This is a genomic window from Empedobacter sp. UBA5987 (assembly GCF_002429865.1).
Classification (GTDB): Bacteria; Bacteroidota; Bacteroidia; order Flavobacteriales; family Weeksellaceae; genus Empedobacter; species Empedobacter falsenii_B.
Genome location: NZ_DJBB01000056.1, coordinates 1 through 22,099 on the forward strand (window position 1 = coordinate 1; position 22,099 = coordinate 22,099).

Annotated in this window: 12 protein-coding genes; 4 read left to right on the plus strand and 8 right to left on the minus strand. The window is 32.6% G+C overall.

Annotated features, from left to right (window positions below; all coding sequences use genetic code 11):
* Nucleotides 1–385 precede the first annotated feature (385 nt).
* The 3 genes from B3J26_RS09525 to B3J26_RS14900 all read right to left on the minus strand — a co-directional run bounded on the left by B3J26_RS09525 (nt 386) and on the right by B3J26_RS14900 (nt 6,439).
* On the minus strand, nt 386–1,630 hold the full coding sequence (locus B3J26_RS09525) for an efflux RND transporter periplasmic adaptor subunit (RefSeq protein ID WP_291072058.1): 1,245 nt from the start codon (nt 1,628–1,630) through the stop codon (nt 386–388).
* Between the two features lies 1 nt (nt 1,631).
* Nucleotides 1,632–5,993 (minus strand): CusA/CzcA family heavy metal efflux RND transporter, encoded by a 4,362-nt coding sequence (locus tag B3J26_RS09530; protein WP_291047061.1) that lies wholly within the window; start codon nt 5,991–5,993, stop codon nt 1,632–1,634.
* Between the two features lie 125 nt (nt 5,994–6,118).
* The gene (locus tag B3J26_RS14900) at nt 6,119–6,439 is read right to left on the minus strand and encodes a DUF6660 family protein (protein ID WP_280061562.1); all 321 of its coding nucleotides are present in this window, start codon (nt 6,437–6,439) and stop codon (nt 6,119–6,121) included.
* A 340-nt stretch (nt 6,440–6,779) separates the two neighbouring features.
* Here B3J26_RS14900 and katG point away from each other — a divergent pair, with 340 nt between their 5' ends.
* On the plus strand, nt 6,780–8,999 hold the full coding sequence (gene katG, locus B3J26_RS09535; RefSeq protein ID WP_291074299.1) for a catalase/peroxidase HPI: 2,220 nt from the start codon (nt 6,780–6,782) through the stop codon (nt 8,997–8,999).
* Nucleotides 9,000–9,082: 83 nt separating this feature from the next.
* Here the strand turns inward: katG and B3J26_RS09540 are convergent, their stop codons facing one another.
* The 3 genes from B3J26_RS09540 to B3J26_RS09550 form a co-directional block, all read right to left on the minus strand.
* A complete protein-coding gene (locus B3J26_RS09540; RefSeq protein WP_291074301.1) occupies nt 9,083–11,431 on the minus strand; it encodes a BamA/TamA family outer membrane protein in 2,349 nt (782 codons plus the stop codon).
* A complete protein-coding gene (locus B3J26_RS09545; protein ID WP_291074303.1) occupies nt 11,428–16,635 on the minus strand; it encodes a translocation/assembly module TamB domain-containing protein in 5,208 nt (1,735 codons plus the stop codon). Before B3J26_RS09545 ends, B3J26_RS09540 begins: the two co-directional genes overlap by 4 nt.
* Nucleotides 16,636–17,122: 487 nt before the next feature.
* Complete coding sequence (locus B3J26_RS09550) at nt 17,123–17,473, minus strand: serine hydrolase domain-containing protein (protein WP_349679515.1); 351 nt, start codon at nt 17,471–17,473, stop codon at nt 17,123–17,125.
* Nucleotides 17,474–17,612: 139 nt separating this feature from the next.
* Between B3J26_RS09550 and B3J26_RS09555 the strand changes: the two genes are divergently transcribed.
* Complete coding sequence (locus B3J26_RS09555) at nt 17,613–17,939, plus strand: hypothetical protein (RefSeq protein ID WP_291074305.1); 327 nt, start codon at nt 17,613–17,615, stop codon at nt 17,937–17,939.
* A gap of 40 nt (nt 17,940–17,979) precedes the next feature.
* On the opposite strand, the gene B3J26_RS09560 is transcribed toward B3J26_RS09555, so the two are convergent.
* Nucleotides 17,980–19,047, minus strand: coding sequence for a patatin-like phospholipase family protein (locus tag B3J26_RS09560; RefSeq protein WP_291074307.1), 1,068 nt, complete (start codon nt 19,045–19,047; stop codon nt 17,980–17,982).
* A gap of 78 nt (nt 19,048–19,125) precedes the next feature.
* On the opposite strand from B3J26_RS09560, the gene B3J26_RS09565 reads away from it, so the two are divergent.
* Nucleotides 19,126–20,007: an AraC family transcriptional regulator gene (locus B3J26_RS09565; RefSeq protein WP_291074309.1), complete on the plus strand. Its 882-nt coding sequence runs from the start codon at nt 19,126–19,128 to the stop codon at nt 20,005–20,007.
* Here B3J26_RS09565 and B3J26_RS09570 read toward each other — a convergent pair whose 3' ends face one another.
* Nucleotides 20,008–20,442 carry a hypothetical protein gene (locus tag B3J26_RS09570; protein ID WP_291047044.1) on the minus strand — a complete coding sequence of 145 codons (435 nt, stop codon included), beginning with the start codon at nt 20,440–20,442 and terminating at the stop codon, nt 20,008–20,010. It abuts the gene before it with no gap.
* 144 nt (nt 20,443–20,586) lie between these two features.
* Between B3J26_RS09570 and ccoG the strand changes: the two genes are divergently transcribed.
* On the plus strand, nt 20,587–22,041 hold the full coding sequence (gene ccoG, locus B3J26_RS09575; RefSeq protein ID WP_291074310.1) for a cytochrome c oxidase accessory protein CcoG: 1,455 nt from the start codon (nt 20,587–20,589) through the stop codon (nt 22,039–22,041).
* Nucleotides 22,042–22,099: the final 58 nt, after the last annotated feature.

Below are 22,099 nucleotides of genomic sequence, written 5' to 3' on the forward strand. Positions count from 1 at the left end.
TTTAGTAGAGAGGTTTACGGCCAAGTCTTTTTTCGTTAGTTTTTTTGACGAAAAAAAGTGACATAAAAGAAAAGGAATACCTGAGCCATACCATGGCTCCTCCTCTTAATCTCAAATTCTTTATTTCAAATATTTTTTTAAATGACAACGATTCGTCAAGTTGAATTTATTTCAGCTTCTCAGTATCGCGTCAGTCTGAGTGACGTTTGTAAAACGTTGTATCGAAGAATTAGACGATGATAACGAATTATTAAAAAGTATTTGAGATTTTTGAATTACGAATTAAATAGTTACTTATTTATTACAACTACTAAAAAGTCCAATAAACATATTGTCTATCGGACTTTTTAGTGGAAGTTAGTTAGGGGAGTGTATTTGAATTGTTTTAATGTCCGTGATCTCCGGAATTACTTAATTTAGCATTAACGAAAAAGGCTCCTTTTACAACAATCTGTGTAGTTGGATCAATTTCATTTACGGTTGTAATAGCTGTGTAACCCATATCTGAAGAACCTTTTACAACTTCGATTTTTTCAAAGTTCATCAATTTTTCATTTTTATGTTCTTTGTTCTTTTCGTTCGGATCTTTACTTTCTTCGTCTGTATGCTCTTCTACTTTTTTGTTTGTTTTGACAAAGATGTAAAATTTACCATCCGCTTCTACAATTGCTTCATTGGGAACAGCAGGTGTAGAGGAATTACTTAAGCTTACGGCTCCTGTAATATTCATTCCATTTATCAATCCAGATTTATTTCCTCGTACTTTGCTATGTACTGCAATGGTTTTACTTTCATTTTCGAAAGAAGAACCAATACTGTACACGACTGCTTCGTAACTGTTTCCTGGATTGTTTGTTAATTCAAATTGAATGACTTGACCAACTTTCATTTTAGGTAAATCTTTCTCGAAAACTTGCAAATCTAAGTGAATAGAACTATTATCAATGATTTCAGCGACGGGAGATGAGACATCTACATAACTTCCTATTTGCGCAATAATTTTACTTACTGTTCCACTAATTGGTGCTGTAATTACCATTCCATTTCTCAAATTTGCATTGGTTACTTTAGAAGGATTAATTCCCATCATTTGAAGTTGACGAGATAAAGATGCTTTTTGAGAACGTAATGTTTTCAATTCGGCAGAAGAGTTCTGAAGATTCTTTTTTGCACCAGCATCGTTATCAAACAATTCTTTTTGTCGTCTAAATTCTTGCTCTGCATAGGTAATTCGACTCAAAACAGTTAAGTATTGCTCTTGTGTTAGAATAAATTCTGGGTTTGAAATTGTCGCAATTACTTGTCCTTTTTTGACATACGAACCTTCCTGAATTGGCAATGTTTGTATTACTCCACCAAACATAGATGCAACACTTGCCATATTGCTATTCGGAACATTCAAAAGTCCATTTGCTTTAATCATAGCCGTTAGCTCCTTTACTTCAATAGTTCCCAGTTTTACACCAACAGCCTTCATTTGTTCTTCTGTTAGCGTAGCAACTGTTTGTGGCGCTTCTTCGTGCTCAGCTTTTTTTTCCTCGATTGGTTGTTCCGTTTTTGTTTCTTTGGTACAACTACTTAGAAATAATATGGCTAACACGCTATAGATAATGATCTTTATTTTTTTCATTTTATTGATTGATGATAGAATTAATATTGACAACAGTTTGATTGACTTGTTGTATCGATTCAAGATATTTTAATTGAATATCCGTTGCGGTTTGTAAGGCAAAAAGATATTCGACATACGAAATTTCACCAGTTTTATAACCCAATTGAGCTGCTTTTACAATTTTTTCTGCATTTGGAATGGCTTGGTTTACATAATACTCATATTGTTCCCAATCTTGTTGATATTGATTAATTGAATTATCAAGTTGAATCGTTAACTGTTGTTTTTGAAAATTGGCTGTTTCTTGAATGGCTTGTTTATCATATTCCAAAGCTTTGATTTTTGCCTTTGTAGCACCAAACGTTAATGGAATTGCAACACCAAGGTTTACAGAAGTAAAACGATCAAGGCCATTGTAATACCTTTGTACTCCATTTTTTTCGTGCATTCCAATCATCGATAAACTGTTTACACCAAGTGAAAATTCTGGTAAACCTTCGGCTTTTACGACTTCTTTGTTTCGTTCTGTAATTTCCATCTGTTGGTAAAAAGCTTTGAGAGTAGGATTATTATCAATTGTAGAACCGTCTAAAATTCCACTCAATTTTAATGGAATATAATTTGTCTCTTTGGTAATTGTAAAATTCTCTTCGGTATTCAATAATACGTTTAGATTTTTGTACGCATTTGCTAAATACACTTTGTTTTGTTTCAGCAACAAATTGATTTCTCCTTGTTGTGTTTCTGCTGTATTAATTTCGATTTTCTTAATATCACCTGCATTAAATCGAACCGAAGCAATTCGAATAAATTCTAAATAAAGTTTATTTAATTGTTCGAGTTGATCATGGTTATATTCTAAATATTCGATCTGATAGAAATAGGTTCTCACTTGTTTCAACAATTCGTTTGTTGTCACTTCCTTTTGTATCTTCTTGTTATTCACTTCTGATTCTAACACTGCCTTTCGGTGTTTAAAAATCGTTGGAAATGGAATACTTTGAGAAATAGATAAACCATAATCAAATTTTGGACTCGCATATTGCCCAAGTTGTGCTTCCACATTTAATTTTGGTAATTCATTTGCGGTTCCTTTTAAAGCTTCACTTGATGAAATACTTCGTTCATTTGCTTTGATTAATGGATTATTTTCAATTGCAATTTGTTGAGCTTCTTGAATATTAATTGAACGAGTTTGCGCTTGAATAGATTGTCCCATCAAAAACATTCCGATGACAAGGAATGGAAGTGAATTTTTTGAATTCAATTTTATTTTCGGAAGTTTTGAATTAAATATTAAATATAACATTGGTAATACAAATAAGGTTAAAAAAGTAGCTGTGATTAATCCTCCAATGACAACTGTTGCTAAAGGTTTTTGAACCTCGGCACCTGCGCCTGTGGAAATTGCCATCGGTAAAAATCCTAACGATGCAACTGTTGCTGTCATTAATACTGGTCGTAATCGGATATTGGTTCCTTCCATTATTCGTTTTAGAATATTTTTTTCTCCTTCTTTTTCTAATTGATTGAATGTTCCAATTAAAACAATCCCGTTTAAAACAGCTACTCCGAACAAAGCAATAAAACCAATTCCGGCACTAATACTAAATGGCATATCGCGAATAATTAATGCAAAAATACCTCCGATTGCACTCATTGGAATTGCTGTGAAAATTAATGCTGCTTGTTTGAATGAATGAAATGTGAAATACAATAACATAAAAATTAATAATAAGGAGATTGGTACAGCAATCATCAAACGTTGACTAGCTGCTTGCAGATTTTCGAACTGCCCTCCATAGGTGAAATAATAGCCAGAAGGTAATTTGATTTCATTGTCTAATTTTGTCTGAATATCTTTTACAACCGATTGTACATCGCGATCTTTTACGTTGAAACCAATTACAATTCTTCGTTTTCCTTCTTCGCGACTAATTTGTGAAGCGCCTAATTTATAACTCACATTTGCCACCTGAGAGATCGGAATTTGATTACCAGAACTTGTAGGAATCATTAAATTGTTAATGTCATCAATGCTTTTTCGATGCGCACTATCCAATCGAACAACCAAATCAAAGCGTCGTTCATTCTCGAAAACTTGTCCAGCTGTTTTTCCAGCAAATGCTGTACTCAACATATCATTTACATCTTGAATGTTTAATCCATAATTTGCCATTCGGATTCGGTCATATTCAACATTAATCTGAGGCAAACCACTTACGCGTTCCACTTGTGGCGCTGTAACACCTTCAACAGATTGAATTGCTTTTGAGGTTTTATCTGCATAATAAGAGAGAGAATCTAAATTTTCGCCAAAAATTTTGACAGCTACATCTTGTCGAATTCCTGTCATCAATTCATTAAAACGCATTTGGATTGGTTGATTTTTTTCAAAGAATACACCAGGAATAACCTCTAGTTTTTCCATCATTTCATCACCTAATTCTTCATAAGAAATGTTACGTTTCCATTCGTCCTTTGGTTTTAGAACCACAATCATATCTGTTGCTTCAGGAGGCATAGGATCTGTAGGAACCTCAGCGGAACCTGTTTTACCAACGACCATTTTTACTTCATCAAATTCTTTTAAAATTCGAGAAGCTTGCATGGATGTTTCTAAACTTTGGGTTAAGGAACTTCCTTGTGGTAAAATACAGTGAAAAGCAAAATCACCTTCTTGTAATTGTGGAATAAATTCGCCACCCATATTTCTGAATTGAATAATTGATACTGCAAAAATTGCAACAGTAATACCAACTAACCAATATTTGATTCGGATTGCTTTTTCTAATAATGGTTCATAAACTTTATGGATTTTCACCATCATTTTATCTGAAAAAGAAGCTTTGAGAGTAGGCTTTTTTGATAAAAATAAAGCACTCATCATTGGGATGTACGTTAACGAAAGAATCAATGCGCCTAGAATTGCAAAGCCAACTGTTTTAGCCATTGGTGTAAACATTTTTCCTTCTACACCAACCAAAGTAAGAATAGGAATGTAGACAATAAGTATGATGATTTCCCCGAATGCGGCTGAATTTCTAATTTTTGAAGCTGAAAGAAAAACCTCTTCATCCATTTCTTTTTGGGTTAATCGATGCGTTGATTTTCTAAGCCCTAGATGATGTAAAGTCGCTTCTACAATAATAACTGCTCCATCGACTATCAATCCAAAATCAATAGCTCCTAAACTCATTAAATTCGCACTCACACCAAAAACATTCATCATTCCTAATGCAAATAATAAGGATAGAGGAATGGCAGATGCAACGATTAAACCAGCTCTTAGATTACCAAGAAAAATAACCAATACAAAAATGACAATTAATGCACCTTCGATCAGATTTTTTTCTACTGTTTTAATTGCACGATTTACTAAATTCGTTCGATCAAGGAAAGGCTCGATGACGATATCATCTGGTAACGATTTTTGAATTGTTGGTATTTTTTCTTTAATTAGATTAACTACTTCATTAGAATTCGCACCTTTTAACATCATCACAACACCACCAACAGCATCTACTTCACCATTGTAAGTCATTGCTCCGTATCGTATGGCATGTCCTAGTCTTACATCAGCTACATCTTTTATAAAAATAGGAACAGTTCCCGTCGCATTTTTTATAGGAATTAATTTTACATCATCTAAAGAAGTTACCATTCCAATTCCTCGAATAAAGTAAGCATTTGGCTTCTTATCGATGTAAGCTCCTCCAGTATTTTGATTATTTTTTTCTAAGGCATCAAAAATATCCGATACACTAATTCCCATTGCGCGCAATCTATTCGGATCTAAAGCAACTTCGTATTCCTTCAATTCTCCACCGAAACTATTGATCTCAGCAACACCAGGCGTTCCGTTTAATTGTCTACGAACAATCCAATCTTGCATTTCGCGCAATTGTTTTGAATTGTATTTTTTCTCACTTCCCTTTTTAGGATGTAAAATATATTGATAGACTTCTCCAAGACCAGTACTCACAGGTGATAATTCGGGAATGCCAACACCTTGCGGAATGTCTTCTTGTGCTTCTTTTAATTTTTCGTTGACTAATTGACGCGCAAAATAAATATCTACATCTTCTTTAAACACTACCGTAATCACAGATAAACCAAAACGAGAAATACTTCTTGTTTCTTCGATATCAGGAATATTCGCAATACTTTGCTCAATTGGAAAAGTGACCAATTGTTCTACTTCTTGACCAGCTAGAGTAGGGCTGACCGTAATAATTTGGACTTGATTGTTGGTAATATCGGGTACCGCATCTATTGGCAATTTTGTTGCGCTCCATACGCCCCAGATAATCCACAATACAGTCATAATTCCAATAACAATTTTGTTTTGGATACTAAATTTTATGATTTTATCTAACACAGATAATTTGATTAATTGTATTAACATTACCCACTTATTATCAAAATAAATGAGCACAGAAAAGTGTTGACTTCAATTTTATATCAATTGAAATCAATGTGTAGACGAAAAAAGAAATCGTCTCGTTAAGCAATATTTATTTTAGGAGGTTGCCAGATATCGGCATACAATTGGTTTTGAATTGTATTCTTTTTGAATTGTATTTTCTTGGAAGTATTTGGTTCAAAAACTTTAGGAGTTTTTAGTAATCGTGTAAATTTCATTGATGAAATTGTAATTTGACAACAATTACAAACGCACAAAGGACTACATTGATCTTTATGATCTGAATTATCTTTCTCACTATGCACCATAGAAACTTGCGTTCTATTAGTATTTGTGTCTTGACATGGCACAAATGATAGAACATTAACATATAATGCAATTATGAGAATTATAAATTTCATTGTTACAAATGTATAAACATTTTTTTGACTATAATAATTTTACGATGTTAAGATATATTGAAGTTAAGATTGAAAATTTCTATGCATTGATATTATGTGAAATGTAGTTTTATCTTGATACAGATATAAACTTAAAAGCTAGAGGATTCTCGAAATCTCTTTACTCATTAAAAATAAACGAATCAATTTTTATAATATAATTAATAACTATTTAATTTACATTCTATATAAAATAAATTGATTGATTGATAAAACAATTTGATTTTTAATTGATAAGACAAATTACTATATTTATGATATTTACAAAACAAAAATTATTAAACATAAAAAAATAGTATTCATGGAGAATCAAGGAGGTGATATTTCAAAATGCCCTTTCCACAATGGTACAATGTCAAAACCCGTTGCAGGAGAAGGAACACAAAATCAAGATTGGTGGCCAAATCAATTAAAAGTTGATATTTTACGTCAACATTCAAATAAATCGAATCCGATGGGAGAAGATTTTAATTACGCCGAAGAATTTAAAAAATTAGATTTAGAAGCTGTTAAAGCTGATTTAAAAGCTTTGATGACTGATTCTCAAGATTGGTGGCCAGCAGATTTTGGGCATTATGGTCCATTTTTCATTCGTATGGCGTGGCATAGTGCGGGTACTTATCGTGTACAAGATGGTCGTGGTGGAGCAGGTGAAGGACAGCAACGTTTTGCGCCGCTTAACTCATGGCCAGACAACGTTTCGTTGGACAAAGCGCGTCGTTTAATTTGGCCTATCAAACAAAAATATGGTAATAAAATTTCGTGGGCAGATTTAATTATCTTAACAGGAAATGTAGCATTAGAGTCGATGGGATTCAAAACGTTAGGTTTTGCTGGTGGTCGTGCTGATGTTTGGGAACCAAATATGGATGTTTATTGGGGTTCTGAAAAAATATGGTTAGAAGAGAGTGGTGGTGCAAATAGCCGTTATTCTGGTGATCGCGATTTAGAAAATCCGTTGGCTGCGGTACAAATGGGATTAATTTACGTGAATCCAGAAGGACCAGATGGTAATCCAGATCCATTAGCTTCTGCACGCGATATTCGTGATACGTTTGCGCGTATGGCGATGAATGATGAAGAAACATTGGCTTTAATTGCTGGTGGGCATACATTCGGAAAAACACATGGTGCTGCTTCTGCAGATCATGTTGGACCAGAGCCAGAAGCTGCAGGTTTGGAAATGCAAGGTTTGGGTTGGAAAAACTCGTACGGAACAGGAAATGCAGGTGATACCATTACATCTGGTATTGAAGTAACTTGGACAAGTAAACCAACAGAATGGTCAAACTTATTTTTAAGTTATTTATTTGGTTTCGAATGGGAATTGACAAAGTCTCCTGCAGGTGCTCATCAATGGGTAGCAAAAGATGTAGGCGAAATTATTCCACATGCGCATGATGCTTCAAAAAAATTAAGACCAACGATGTTGACTTCGGATATTGCGTTACGTACGGATCCAGCATATGAAAAAATTGGACGTCGTTTCTTAGAACATCCACAAGAATTTGAAGATGCTTTCCGTAAAGCATGGTTCAAGTTGACGCACCGTGATATGGGACCAATTTCTCGTTATTTGGGTGCAGATGTGCCAAAAGAAGTTTTTATTTGGCAAGATCCGATTCCGGCTGTTACGCATGAATTAATTGATGAGGCTGATATTGCTGATTTGAAAGCGAAAATTTTAACTTCAGGATTATCTGTTTCAGAATTAGTTTCTACAGCATGGGCATCTGCTTCGTCTTTCCGTGGATCGGATAAACGTGGAGGAGCGAATGGTGCGCGTATTCGTTTGGAACCAATGAAAAATTGGGAAGCGAACAATCCAATTCAATTGAATAAGGTTTTGACAACTTTAGAAAATATTCAACAAGAATTTAATTCAGTTAATTCTTCAAAACAAGTTTCGATTGCAGATCTAATTGTTTTAGGAGGAAATGCAGCGATTGAAAAAGCAGCAAAAGACGCAGGAAAAACAATTACTGTTCCGTTTACAGCAGGTCGTGGAGATGCAACTCAAGAACAAACCGAAGTAGAATCTGTAGCATATTTAGAACCACTTGCAGATGGTGTGAGAAATTACCGAAAAAATACAAGAAGATCTGTTTCGACAGAAGAATTGGTGATTGATAAAGCACAATTGTTAACGTTGACTGCACCAGAATTGACAGTTTTAGTTGGTGGAATGCGTGCGATGAATGCGAATTATGATGGTTCGAAACATGGTATTTTCACTGATCGTCCAGGTCAATTGACAAATGATTTCTTTGTGAATTTATTGGATATGGGTACTGTTTGGAAAGCGACAGATGAAACGAAAGAAATCTACATGGGATCTGATCGTAAAACAGGAGCACCTAAATGGACAGGAACTCGTGCAGACTTAGTATTTGGTTCAAATTCTGAATTACGTGCCGTAGCAGAAGTTTATGCACAAGCAGATGCGCAAGATAAATTTGTAAATGATTTCGTGGCAGCTTGGAATAAAGTGATGAATGCTGATCGTTTTGATTTGAAATAAATATATCATTAAATAAAAACCGGATTCTAATTTAGAATCCGGTTTTTTTATTTTTGCTTAACGCTTAACGCTTAACGCTTTGCTTAGAACGGATATCCAATCGCGATATTTAAAATCAAGTTGTCTTTTCGCCATGCTTTGTCTCCAAAATCTATTTTATCAAATGTCCAACGGTCATTCTTATCGTAATAAGGCACTCGAAGTGGAGTTGCTAAATCTAATCTTAATATTAAAATATTAAAATCAAGACGTAATCCTAAACCAGCTCCAACTGCTATTTCGCTCACAAAATCTTTTGAGAATTTTGCACCTGGACGTGTTTCATCTTCGTTGATTAACCAAATGTTTCCTGCATCAACAAATAACGCAAGGTTAAGAAAACTGAATAATTTCTGTCTAAATTCTGCATTTAGTTCCAATTTAATATCACCTGATTGATCAAAAAAGAAATTTGCATTTTGATTGCGCGGATCATATCTACCTGGCCCTAATGTTCGGGCTCTAAATGCACGAATACTGTTACTTCCTCCTACAAAAAATTGTTTGGAATAGGGAACAAATTCAGAGTTTCCGTACGGATAGGCTATTCCGCCAATGAATCGTGTGGCTATTGATGATTTTTCCGAGAATTTATGGTAAAAACGGAAGTCATGTTCCATTTTTGCATATTGACTAAATGGTATTTTGAAAATTTCTTTTTCCTTGTCTTTTTTCGCATTCGCACCTGTGATTAAACCTGTTAAATTTCCAGCCAAATCAACTAAACCTCGGTAATAGAATGTGCTTTTTCGAGGTAACATTGTTGTGGTATACGTATACGAATATTGTGGTCCAAAAATTAATTGTTTGTCGACAACGCGTTTCAAACTTGGGTTGATGATATTTCCAATTGAATCGTAAATCTTGCTGTTGTATTCATCTGTCACTTTTTCTGGAAACAATAAAGTTGCACTAAAAATCTTTAAATTATGTTCTTTTTGCGCATTCTCTTTCCAAACGTAACCAAAAGAAGTATTGAAGTTATGAAGCGTATATAATTTCGATCTGTTTTGATATTCGTAACCAATCTCAATATTGGTTCTCGGTACAAACGCACTCGATGAGTGAAATTTGAAAGGCGCAACAATTCTTGGAATAGAAAGCTGCGTATTGAAACCAGCTCTAAAAATATTATTAGCATCTTTTTGTCCGCCCAATTGCATATCAAATGCTCCATATAAAGCCATTTTAAGCTGTTCTGCACCTTTGAAAATATTTCGATGTGTCCAGTTTAAATTTAATTCACCACCGCCGTAATTCGCCGAATTTGTTCGTCCTAAAACTTCTAATCTCAACGACTGAAATTCACGTGGTGTTAAGGTATAATACACATCAAATTTATGGTTAACCGAATCAGAAATCACGAAATCATTTTTCACAAATTTGAATACCCCCAAATTAATTAATCGATTAAGGGTTAAATTATGATCTGCTCGGTTGTAAATATCTCCCGTTTTAAAATATAAGACACGATCAAAAACTTTTGGTTTGAAAATCTTTTTAGAATCGACCATGTAAAATCCATTTTGCTCATATTTCGATAACGAATCGTTGTTCATGGGCATTTTATAGATTCCTTTTCGCGCTTCTCGAATGTTATAATCAGGGAAAACAATTACTTTATCAATGCTATATTGTTGTTTGGCTTGCTCTGGTGTCTTATCTTTTAACTTTACAAAAAGTTCGACATCTTGCTTATTCGTAACTGTACTATCCGCTTGAACAATGATGTTATCGGGATGAAAATAATAGTAACCATTTTCTTTCAAACGATCATCTATTCGTTCTCGTTCAGCTTTGATCACATCCAAATCGAAAGGTTGTTTATCTTTCAGTAAGGTATTTGCTTGCGTTTTTTTAATTTCTTTGTTGACGGCTAAAGTGGTATCTTTTGGGAAATTAACTTGGTTGATGTAATAACGTTTGCGCGTTTGCAAGACATAATGTACTTCCGCTTTTTTGTTTTTACCTATTGTATCATCTTGTGCTTTGGCATTGAAATATCCTTTGTTTTCTGAATAATTAACCAGAATTTTTTTATTGAATTCGATGTCTACATCACCCAATAAAACAGGTTTTTGTCCTACTTTATATTTTAACCAATATTTCAATCCTTTTTGTTTTTTCGGTTCACTTGTGATGTTGTAAATGTACAAGCGAGGGCGAAGTCCCAAAAAGCTCGAATTAGGTTTTGGAATAATATTTTTTTCGAGATTATCTTTTAATTCAGCTTTATCAGTTTTACTCAACGAATCGCCTTCTATTGTTAATTTAGAGCCCGTGTAAAGCATTTCACCTTCTTTCAGAAAACGTGTATTGCTACAAGAAGAAATACCTAAAATAGAAATTGAACAAGTTATAAATTTGATATAGGTTAAAATTGATTTTTTCATGGTTTCACTTCTTGATTTTGTGTATTTCTATTTGCTCTGTTCGTTCTATTTTTTCTTCTTTTCTCGAAAATCTCTTTGAATTTGTCATAATCTAATGTGATGATAAATCCAACGCCTGTTTCTACAATTTGTCCTTGTAATGCGACTTGGTATTCATCTTTTCGATAAGCTCTCAACATGTATCTACCATCACGCGATAAACTATAATCAATTGTAATATCACCCGCAATATTAGTCATGTTTTCATTTTCTCGCGCATCACCATCTAAACCAAAATTACTTCCAACCGAAACTTTCAATCGGTCATTTAGCAATCGTTTGCTTACTGCAACATTCAGGTCTGTTCGTGTATTTTTAGATCCCGAAGAATAATCGTCTTGTGTATCTAATCCCAAATCGATATCAATTCCTTGGATTAAATCATCCGCCAAATTATTCAACTGTTGCGACAAAATATTACTCACACTTTCTAACGCCATTGTTTCTGCTGAAACACTTGTTTTACTTTCGAATGGATTTTCGCCAATAAAACGATTCAGTAACAATAATGCAAACACTTGTTTGTTCATTTCGGCTTCATCATTTTTCAACTGATCCAATTTCGATTGTGTATTTTCGATCACCGCAGTTGCAATGGAAGGATTGTCTTTATCCATTGAAATATTGAATTTAATATCAGGTTTTAATAATTCACCTTTCAAAATTAACTCGGTATTGAACGGAATTCGTTGTTTGTACATGTTCATTTCAGAAGAAGAATAGCCCGAAATTTGTTGTTCGATTAAATCAATAGGAGCGGCTTTTGTTTTGTAAATCGCCGTAATGTCTAAATTGGCTGTAGTTGGCTCACCAGTCCATGTAATGGTACTTCCTTTCTGAATATCAAAACGACGTTTTAATAAGCTCACCGAAAGTTCGTACGCACCTTTTTCTACTTGATAAACGCCAACCAACGTCATTTTTCCTGAAGGATCCATTCCGCCTGTTAATTCGGCATCACCTTGTATTTCGACAAAATCTCCGTTGGCTTTGTCGATGATAATAGATGTTTTAGCTTCTTTGCTAATTTCAATATTTACACTTACATCCAAGCCTTTTATTTTAGATTCGGCTATTAATTCATCTGTTTTAATTGTTTCTTGAAGTGCCACTTGATCTTGATCGATGAACTCGACAATTCCTTCGCGCTCTTGTAAAGAAGGCGAGGATTGAGGTAAAACAAATGTAAAATTCGTGTCATCAGTTACTGTTAAACTTCCGTTTACTTTCGGTAAATCTAAATCACCTTCAATCGTTAAGTTTGCATTGACAGCTAACTTTCCATACATAATCGCATCGTTCGATTTTTCTGAATTTACGACATTGAAATCTCGTCCATTTGCTGTTAAATTGAAGGCGAAGTCACGGTAAGTTTCCGTTAAAATTTCTCCTCTTATCGTTAATGAATTGCCATCGTTGTCATTAATTTTGAATCGATTGAACTCAATTCCTTTGTTCGTGAAATCAATTGCGTCATCAATTTTTCTGAAATTACTTCCTGTTTCAGCAATCGTTAAACCAACTTGATTAAATTTGACTTGACCTAAAATGCTCGGTTTATCCATTGTTCCAACGATTTTTAGATTTCCAGAAATATAACCTTCTGTATCTTTGATTCGATTCATTGTAAATCCTTGCACTGATTTCATTTCTAATCGATTGATATCTAAAGCTAAATCAAGCGCACTTTCTTTGGTATTATAATCTCCAAAAATCTTCATGTTGTTGCTGTTTCCATCTAAGGTAATATCAGCGTTAATCATGGTTGGAGAAGTGTTTTGTACTTTTGCTATAATATTTCCAATAGGATTTCCGAAAGCTTTTAAATCTGAAACGGTCAAATCAGCATTGAAGGTCATTTCTTTGTTTAAATCTCTAATTTGAGCTGTTCCATTGATTATTCCTTCGGCAGGTAAATCATCTTTTTTAATGATTTCTGCAATGGTTTCAATTTTGAAATCTTTGATGGTAATATTCAGCGGACTTGTTCCTTTTTCCGATTCAGATTGCAATAAAATTTGACTTCCATTGTTCATCAAACTGAAATTATTCGCCACAATTCCATCTTTTCTCAACTGAATTAAATTTCCTTCACCAACTTGCCATTGATCGTAGTTTAAGACCAATCCATTCGGATTAAGACTAATTTCCGTGATATCGTTTAGCGTTTTTAGATTTCCAGCCACCAAAAATTGTGTTGCATCTTTCGCATCCTTTGTCGAAACGTTATAATTGATCACATTATTTGTAATATCACCATTCAAATCAATTTTTTGTAATTGAAAACTTTCACTTTTTAATGCATCCACATTCAACGAATACAACAAGGATTCATCTTGGTTGGATAGTTTTATCAATCCATTGTTAATCGTATTTGTTCCGTACGTTAAATTCGGAATTTTTCCATCAACATTGATTTGTTTTGAATCGGCATTATAAGTTGCGTCAAGTGTTATGGTTTCGAAGCTTTTCAAATCGGGAACAAATCTTCGAATCAACTCATCATCTTTAATTTTTGCATTCAAAGTAAAGAATTGATGAGGTTCTATTTTTTCGTCTTTATTTGGTTTCTGAAATTCATAATATTGGTTAATTGTTGAAGTTATCGAACCAAAAATTTGTGTCAATTTAAATTTTCCTTTCATATCCAAATCGGCCAATTGTGAAGTCAAACTAATTTGATTTGAATCAGCAGTTGAAGTCGCAATCAAGCTTACTTCTTGCATTGGAAAAATATCTTTTGTATTGGATAATGCAAAGTTTTTTAGATATAAAGAACCATTTAAATAATCTGGATTTAAATCAGCGAAATTGGCATCAATTTCTCCTGCAACAATCATCGGTTCGTTGTAAAAACCAAGTTTTTGAACATCTAATTTGACAATATTTCCGTTCAATTTTACATCAGATAAATCCTTTTTGTACACACCAGAAGCCGTCAAATTAAGATTCGCGTTTGGATCTTTTGATAAAATATGTGCATCAAATACTCCATGATTCACTTTTGCATCGAGTGTAATATTTTGATAAGTATATTTATTGTAATAAGCTGATGAAACGGTTCCTGAAAGTTTTGTAACCATTTTTTCTGGGTTGAAACTTGTTCCAATAGCATTAATTTTTCCTGTTATTTTGCCTAAATCCTTGTTGCTAATAAGCGTTCCAATATCCAAATTTTGTAGGTCTGCTTTGACATTATATTTCTCGGCATCCTTTTTTTGCATGTCCACAATTGCATCAATTTTCGCATTTCCCAACGTAGAATTTATTGCCAATTGTGTATTGATGATTTCGGTTGTTCCTTTCGCTTTTCCTTTGACAGAAAGCTTTGAAGGAATTCTAATGTTAGTTGGAATAGTATTTTTCGGAATTAAATTGTATATCGTTTTAGAAGATGTTGAGAAGTTTTTGATGTTCAAATCATAAAATAAATTCTTTGGATTCATCGCATTTTTCACTCTTCCAGAAGCCGAAAGTTGCAAATCATCTAAACCAGAAACTTGGAGATTATTAATCAATAAATCGTTTACTTTTCCTTTTACATTGGTGTTAACACTCAGAATGGCGTTTGGATATTTGTCGAAAGGCGTCGTATTTCTAAGCGTTGGAGCAAGATTTAAAATATCTGCCAAACCAATTTTTGAGTTTTTGATATTCGCATTAACCAAAACATTTTCTGGATGAGAAGTTAACTCATTAATCGTATTGTAGTGCAAAATAACTTCGTCACGAAGAACAGTTTTTGGTGTTTGTAAATAGAGGTTTTTCAGATACGCTTGTGTGTTTGCGTACAAGAAATTTGTTGTCAATTTCTGAATATTCAATCCTCTTGATTCTTTTATTTCAGCACTTTTTACTTGTCCAGCAAATGTGTTATTTTTCATTTCGAAATCGCGCAAATCAAGATTTAATTTAGAAAAATCCAAATGATTAAAATCCATTCCTTGTGCAGTTCGACGTTCAGCAGTATTGTTGTATTTTACTTTTACATTTTCAAATTTCGTTTCGTTCAAAACCAAATTCATTGGGGTTGAAGAAGTAGACGAATTCGAAGTAGAATTCTTTGAAGAAAGGAATAAATTCGCTTCGATATCAGCGTCTTTCAACAAAATATTTTCGATGTCGAAAATTGAATTTTCAAGATCAAGTTTATTGACTTTCGTTTCAAATTCGTTTAGGTTAATTTTGGCAAAAGTTTTCGAATTTTCGTCACCATAATTAACTTTGATATCATTCAAATTAATCTTACTCAACCCAATTTGCAATGGAGTTTGTTTTGCAGTTGGATCAATTTTATCCACATTATTTTCTTGGATTTTATTAACCATTTTTTGATTAAAATCAACCAACAAACCATTCACTAAAATATCATCAACCGCATAAGAATTTTGTTGTAAATCAAGTTTTTTAACACGCGTTTTGAAATCTTTGAATTTGACTTTAGCAAACATTCCAGAAATATCATCGCCATAATCGATATCAAAATTGGTTAAATTAAATCCGTTCAATTCAATTTTCATTGGCTTTTGATCATTCAAAGAATCGACTTTTTCTTCTACTTTTTTCGCAACTTCTTTTACAATATCTTGTTTCAATTTTAGCTTTAAACCGTCTAAATTGATATCGCTAATTCCATACGAATTTTGTTCTAAATCGAATTTTTTGACACGCGTATCAAACGAATTTAGATGAAGTTTGATGTTATTTGCCGCTTGCTGATCATTGAACGAAACATTAATATCATTCAGTTTTATTTTATCTAACGAAATGATAAATGGCTTTGAAGGACTTTCGTCTTTTTCGTCTGTTACAAAAGCATTGATAATATAATCGAAATTGAATTTTCCATCTGGTTTACGGATAACATTTGCATGAACGCCACTTAAATCAATAGATTTTATATCTGCTTTACTTTTGGTCAATTGCCAAATATCTAAACCAACATCAAACTTTTTGACCGATAAAAGCGTGTCAACATCTTGTCCTTGTAAGTAGAGATTTTCCATCACCAAACTATTTGGAAAATCGACATAAACACGGTCTAATTGTACTTTTGTATGTATTTTATTTTCGAGGTAATTGACTAATTTATTTTTTACAAAATTTTGTACAGCAGGTAACTGTAAACTAAAAATTGCAATGGTCAACAATAGAATTATTGACAAGAGTGTGATGGAAAAATATTTTAATACTTTTTTTAAGTTGAATTTCAATTGGTTAGATTTTATTTGTTTTATTGGAATTAAGATACAAATTTTCTACAAGGATAATACCAAAAATGTAGTTTTTATAAATGGTTTGCTCATATTTTAATCATTTAAATTGCTTTTCTGTAAACTATTTTTGAATTGTTTTTCGTAGAAATAATAATCTTCCTAAGTATCTGGCATTATATTTTGCAATACAATCAAACTAACTTTTGATTTCGGAATACACAAAAGTTTCTTTCAAACCAATTTCTTTGAACAGATTTGTTGCCAATTTTCGGAATGTTTTATTGGTAACATTAGTCAAGATTTTGCCTTAAAGTACATTCGTATAATTTCCATATTTAAACTCTGTTCCAGGTTTGAACAACAAAGGTTTTGTTATATCTTGGATTCCATGTGTATGATTAAGCAATTGATGTACAGTAACAGAATCTGCCCACGATTAAGTGATTTCTGGTAAATATGTTTTAATCGATTGTTGCAAATTTATTTTGCCTTTTTCGACTTCTTTCAAAATTAAAACTGACGTAAACAATTTGGAATTTGACATAATTTCAAATTGATTTGATTTATTTAGTGCAATTTTCTCTTCAAAATTCTTAAATCCGTGTACTTTTTCATAAATCGTTTTACCATTTTTTGAAACGATCTCAACTCCATTAAAAGGAAATGAATGTTTTGAACGGATAATTTTTTCGAAGTCGAGTTTTAATTGTGCGTTTATTTGCGCGAAAATTGGTTCACAAATAAGGCAAATTAATCCTAAAGTCAAGATTTTTAGAAGAGTTTTCATTTTTGTGTTTTGGTTGATGTAAAAGTAAAATATTATCTGTTTTGAGATTGATAATATTTTAAAATTCTCTTAAAACTTTTTAATTTTCATTGGTAAAACCAATATTCTTTTATTAAATTTGAGTCAAACAATTGAAGCTATGAGAAGAATTTTTTTTGAAAAAGATAGCCACAAAGACTACTTATTTGTTATAATTGATCACGAAGGAGAATTGGATCAAATTTATAAAGTGGATAATTTTACTGACGAAACTGGACGTGAATATGTGTACACATTGATTGGAGAACGCAAAAAACTGAATGCAGATTTGTTGAAACCACATGTTGTTGCGCTAGAGAATGGAAGTTACACGAATTACAATGGAGAGGGAATTGTAACAGATTGTCACGCGTGTTTAGAAAGTATTGTGGATAATAGAGGATTGAATAGAGAACAAGAAATATTTGTTTATGTTCGAAATAAATAGAAATTAGAAGAGGCTTTGAAATTTTACTCAAAGCCTTTTTTTATGAGATTTCAACTTGATTGAAAATTAATTTTTGAACGACTTCATCCAAATGTTCTTTGTGTTTTGCGACATAATCATTGGCAACATCCAATAATGTTTTAATATTGCTGTTGGAAACATTTCCTAAATCCAATGCAGATTCTGGAATTTCAGGATTAAATCGATAATAATTTTGTTGATATTTTGGTTTCAATAAAGAGAACATACTTCTCATTTCCTGATCAACCATATCAACGCCGGTCGAAATAAAAATGTCTACCAAAGGATCTACCCATTTCGATTTTGAAATTCCTGTTAAATGTTCGTGTTTATATGATTTTGCACGCGAACCATTTCCGAGAGAAATGATAATAAATTCTTGTAAAGGTGCTGTTCCATTATATTTTAATTCGTCTTTGAAATATTTATTAAAATTTATTTTTTGCGTTTCGATAAAACCAACAAAAGTCGGATTGTTTGCAAAAACACCACCATCAATGCAACTAAATTCTTGATCAGCGAATGATTTTATTTTTGCAGGTTCAAAATAAGTTGGCGCAGCTGATGAAGCACGACAAATATCTTTTACATAAAAATTGCGGAAAGGAGAGATTCCATCAATCGAATTGAAAATTTTTGGTTTTTGATGCTCAGTATCATAAGAAACTATCACGCAAGGACGAATCAAATCTTTTAATTCTGTATCTCCAAAAACGATTTTTAATTGCTCCTCCAATACAAGCGTTGGTAAATTATCTTTTAGCACACTCAACGGATTATTGAGAATTGTCCAGAATGTTTTTGAGAAAATATTTTTCCCTTCGCCTAAATAAATATTCAACGCATCTGTAATCGAGTGTTTTGCTCTTTTTGGATTTTCGGTAGAAGGAGATAATAACAAAGAAGCGAATAAAGCACCAGTACTTGTACCTGCAATAAAATCGACATAATCGCCTATTTTAGCATTTTCGTTATGAATTTCTTTTAATTTATCTTCGATATATTTTAAAATGACACATGAAATAATTCCTCTAATTCCGCCGCCATCCAAAGAAAGTAAGACAATTTTTTTTTCTTTAAATTCCATTTTTGATGTTCTTTTGTTTAAAGTTAAACTTTTCATTTCAAATATTCTTTATTTTTACACTTGGTAATTCGTTGTATTATGTCCAAAAAACTTTTCCCTACATATGATATCTGTAACCTGAACACGGAAAAAAATAGTAATGAACTATTTTCCATCGATCGTTTTAGAGGTTATGTTGATAGTAATCCACATTTACAGGAAGTTCACAGTCATAATTATTACCATTTGGTCTATTTTACAGAAGGTAGTGGCGAGCATTTGATCGATTTTGAGAAATTTGAGGCAAAATCTGGAACAATGTATTTTATGAAACCAGGGCAAGTGCATCAATGGTATTTTAAGGAAGAATATGATGGATTTGTCGTGAATTTCTTTGATAATTTTTTCGATTGGATTGGAATTAATTCTTCCATTTTACAGAAATTTAGATTTTTACAATCTATTTTGGTGAAAGATCATGTGGTTGAAATTTCGCCAGATGTACAAGAAAAAATTTCAAGTTATTTTGAAGAAATGATAAATGAAAATCAAGAAAATAATCAATTCTCGAATTTAAAAATTGGTTTCCATTTGATGAATTTATTCATTGATATTGAACGTAGTTTGGAAGCTGTAAATGTCAAAAAAAATGATTATCAATCGGTGTTGTTGCGTAATTTTCAGTCACTTATTGAACAAAATTTCAAGATCAAAAAATTACCAAAAGAGTATGCCGAATTGTTGTACATCACACCCAATCATTTGAATGCACTTTGCAAAGATGTGTTAGCTACTTCGGCAGGTGAATTAATAAGAAGTCGCATTGTTTTAGAAGCAAAACGTTTGTTGGTAAATAAAGAAATTTCGGTCACAGAAATTGCGTATTTACTCAATTTTCAGGATGCTTCTTATTTTGTGAAATTCTTCAAAAAATACACTGAGTTTACGCCCGAACAATTCAGAAAACAATATTATTCGTAGTTACTTTAAATTGTATTTTACTGGAATATTAAAACTAACTTTTACAGGATTTCCGTCTACTAAAGCAGGTTTTATTTTGGTTGCACTTTCTTCTTGTTCACGATTTATTTTGTATAAAATATGTGTCGAAATTCTTGCTAAAGTTTCATTTCCTTGGGAAGTTACATTTGTGAAGTTTCCGTTTTCATCAATCACAAAAAATAATTTTGCGAAATAATCTCCTGAACCTTTTAAGATTTTATCCAATTTTATATTCGCTAATCGCTGTGAAACATCTTCTGTTAGTTTGTTTTCAAAACACCCCGAATAATTGTCTGTAGAATCTTCGCAGCTCGGATAAATAGCTAATTGAGAGACATTTTTTGTGTTATGTATTTCTTGCGCATATAAACTATTTGCAAAGCATAATGTGATAAAATAAATTAAAATTCTCATACTAGGTAGTTTAGGGGGGTAGGTCTATGTTTTTATGAATTAATGATTTATATCAATCCGTAAATATTACCATAAATACCATAAATAGTGCCAAAGTTTAGCGTAGATGTAGCGGTAAATTTGCATAGATATTAAGTAAATGGTATGAGTGATGTAAAGCATGATACAACGCAACTTGGGTTCGAAAAAGAGAATGAACAGTTTAGATCCGAAGTCGCTACAATGGATAAAAAAGGGACACGAAAATGGGTGTATGCTAAGAAACCTTCTGGTAAATACACGAATTATCGTACAATTGTTTCTTCGGTTTTATTGATTTTATTGGTTGGTTTACCTTTTATAACATTACCGAATGGAAATCCTATTTTTAAGTTTGATGTGTTCAATACAAATTTCATTTTATTCGGTTATCCTTTTTTTACCACAGATTTTTTCTTATTGGCATTCGGAATGATTGTGAGTGTTGTTTTTATTATTTTATTTACGACAGTTTATGGACGATTATTTTGTGGATGGTTATGTCCTCAAACGATTTTTATGGAAAGTGTTTTCAGAAAAATTGAATATTGGATAGAAGGCGATCGAAGCAAACAAATTCGATTAGATAAACAAGAATGGAACGAAGAGAAAATTCTGAAAAGAGGAGGAAAGTGGATTGTATTTTATATGTTGTCATTTTTCTTTTCGAATATCTTATTGGCGTATATCATCGGAATGGATGAATTAATAAAAGTGATTACCGAAGGTCCATCAGAGCATGGTGGTTTATTATTCGGAATATTTATTTTTAGTGTTTTATTTTATTTTGTTTTCGCTTGGTTTCGTGAGCAAGTTTGTACGTTGGTTTGTCCTTACGGGAGATTTCAAGGTGTTTTGATTGACAAAAAAACGATTCAAGTTTCGTATGATTTTAAACGTGGTGAAAGCACAAATGGACGTTCAAAATTCAGAAAAGGTGAAGATCGTGTTGCTGCAGGAAAAGGAGATTGTATCGATTGTGGTCAATGTGTGGCGGTTTGTCCTACGGGAATCGATATCAGAAATGGTTCTCAGTTAGAATGTATCAATTGTACAGCTTGTATGGATGCTTGCGATGATATTATGACGAAGATTAATTTGCCAACAGGATTAATAAAATATGCTTCCGAAGAAAATATTGAACAAGGAAAATCATTCAAAATAACTGCAAGATTAGTCACGTTTACGTTAGTTTTGGTTGCGATGATTTCTGCTATGACGATTTTTATGTCGAATAGAAGTGATGTCGAGGTAAAATTTTTACAAGTTCCAGGAAAAGATTATGTTGTAGAAGGCGATTATATTATCAATACGATGCAATATAGTTTGATGAATAAAACGAATGAAACGTACAAATTAGTTGTAAATGTGAATGGTTTCAAAGGTGGAAAAACCCTATTGCTAGTAGAACCTGATAAATATATAAAGATAGACGAAGGCGAATTGAAGCAAGGTTTAATTGACATTAAAATTCCGAAAAGCGAGCTAAAATCGTATAAAGTACCAGTTATTTTGGAATTGAAAGATTTGAAAGGAAAAACCATCGATCATTATACGATTAGTTTTATGGCGCCTTTTTAGTTAAATAAGACACTATCTAAAATTTTGTGTAAATAGATTTCAGATGGGTTTGACTATT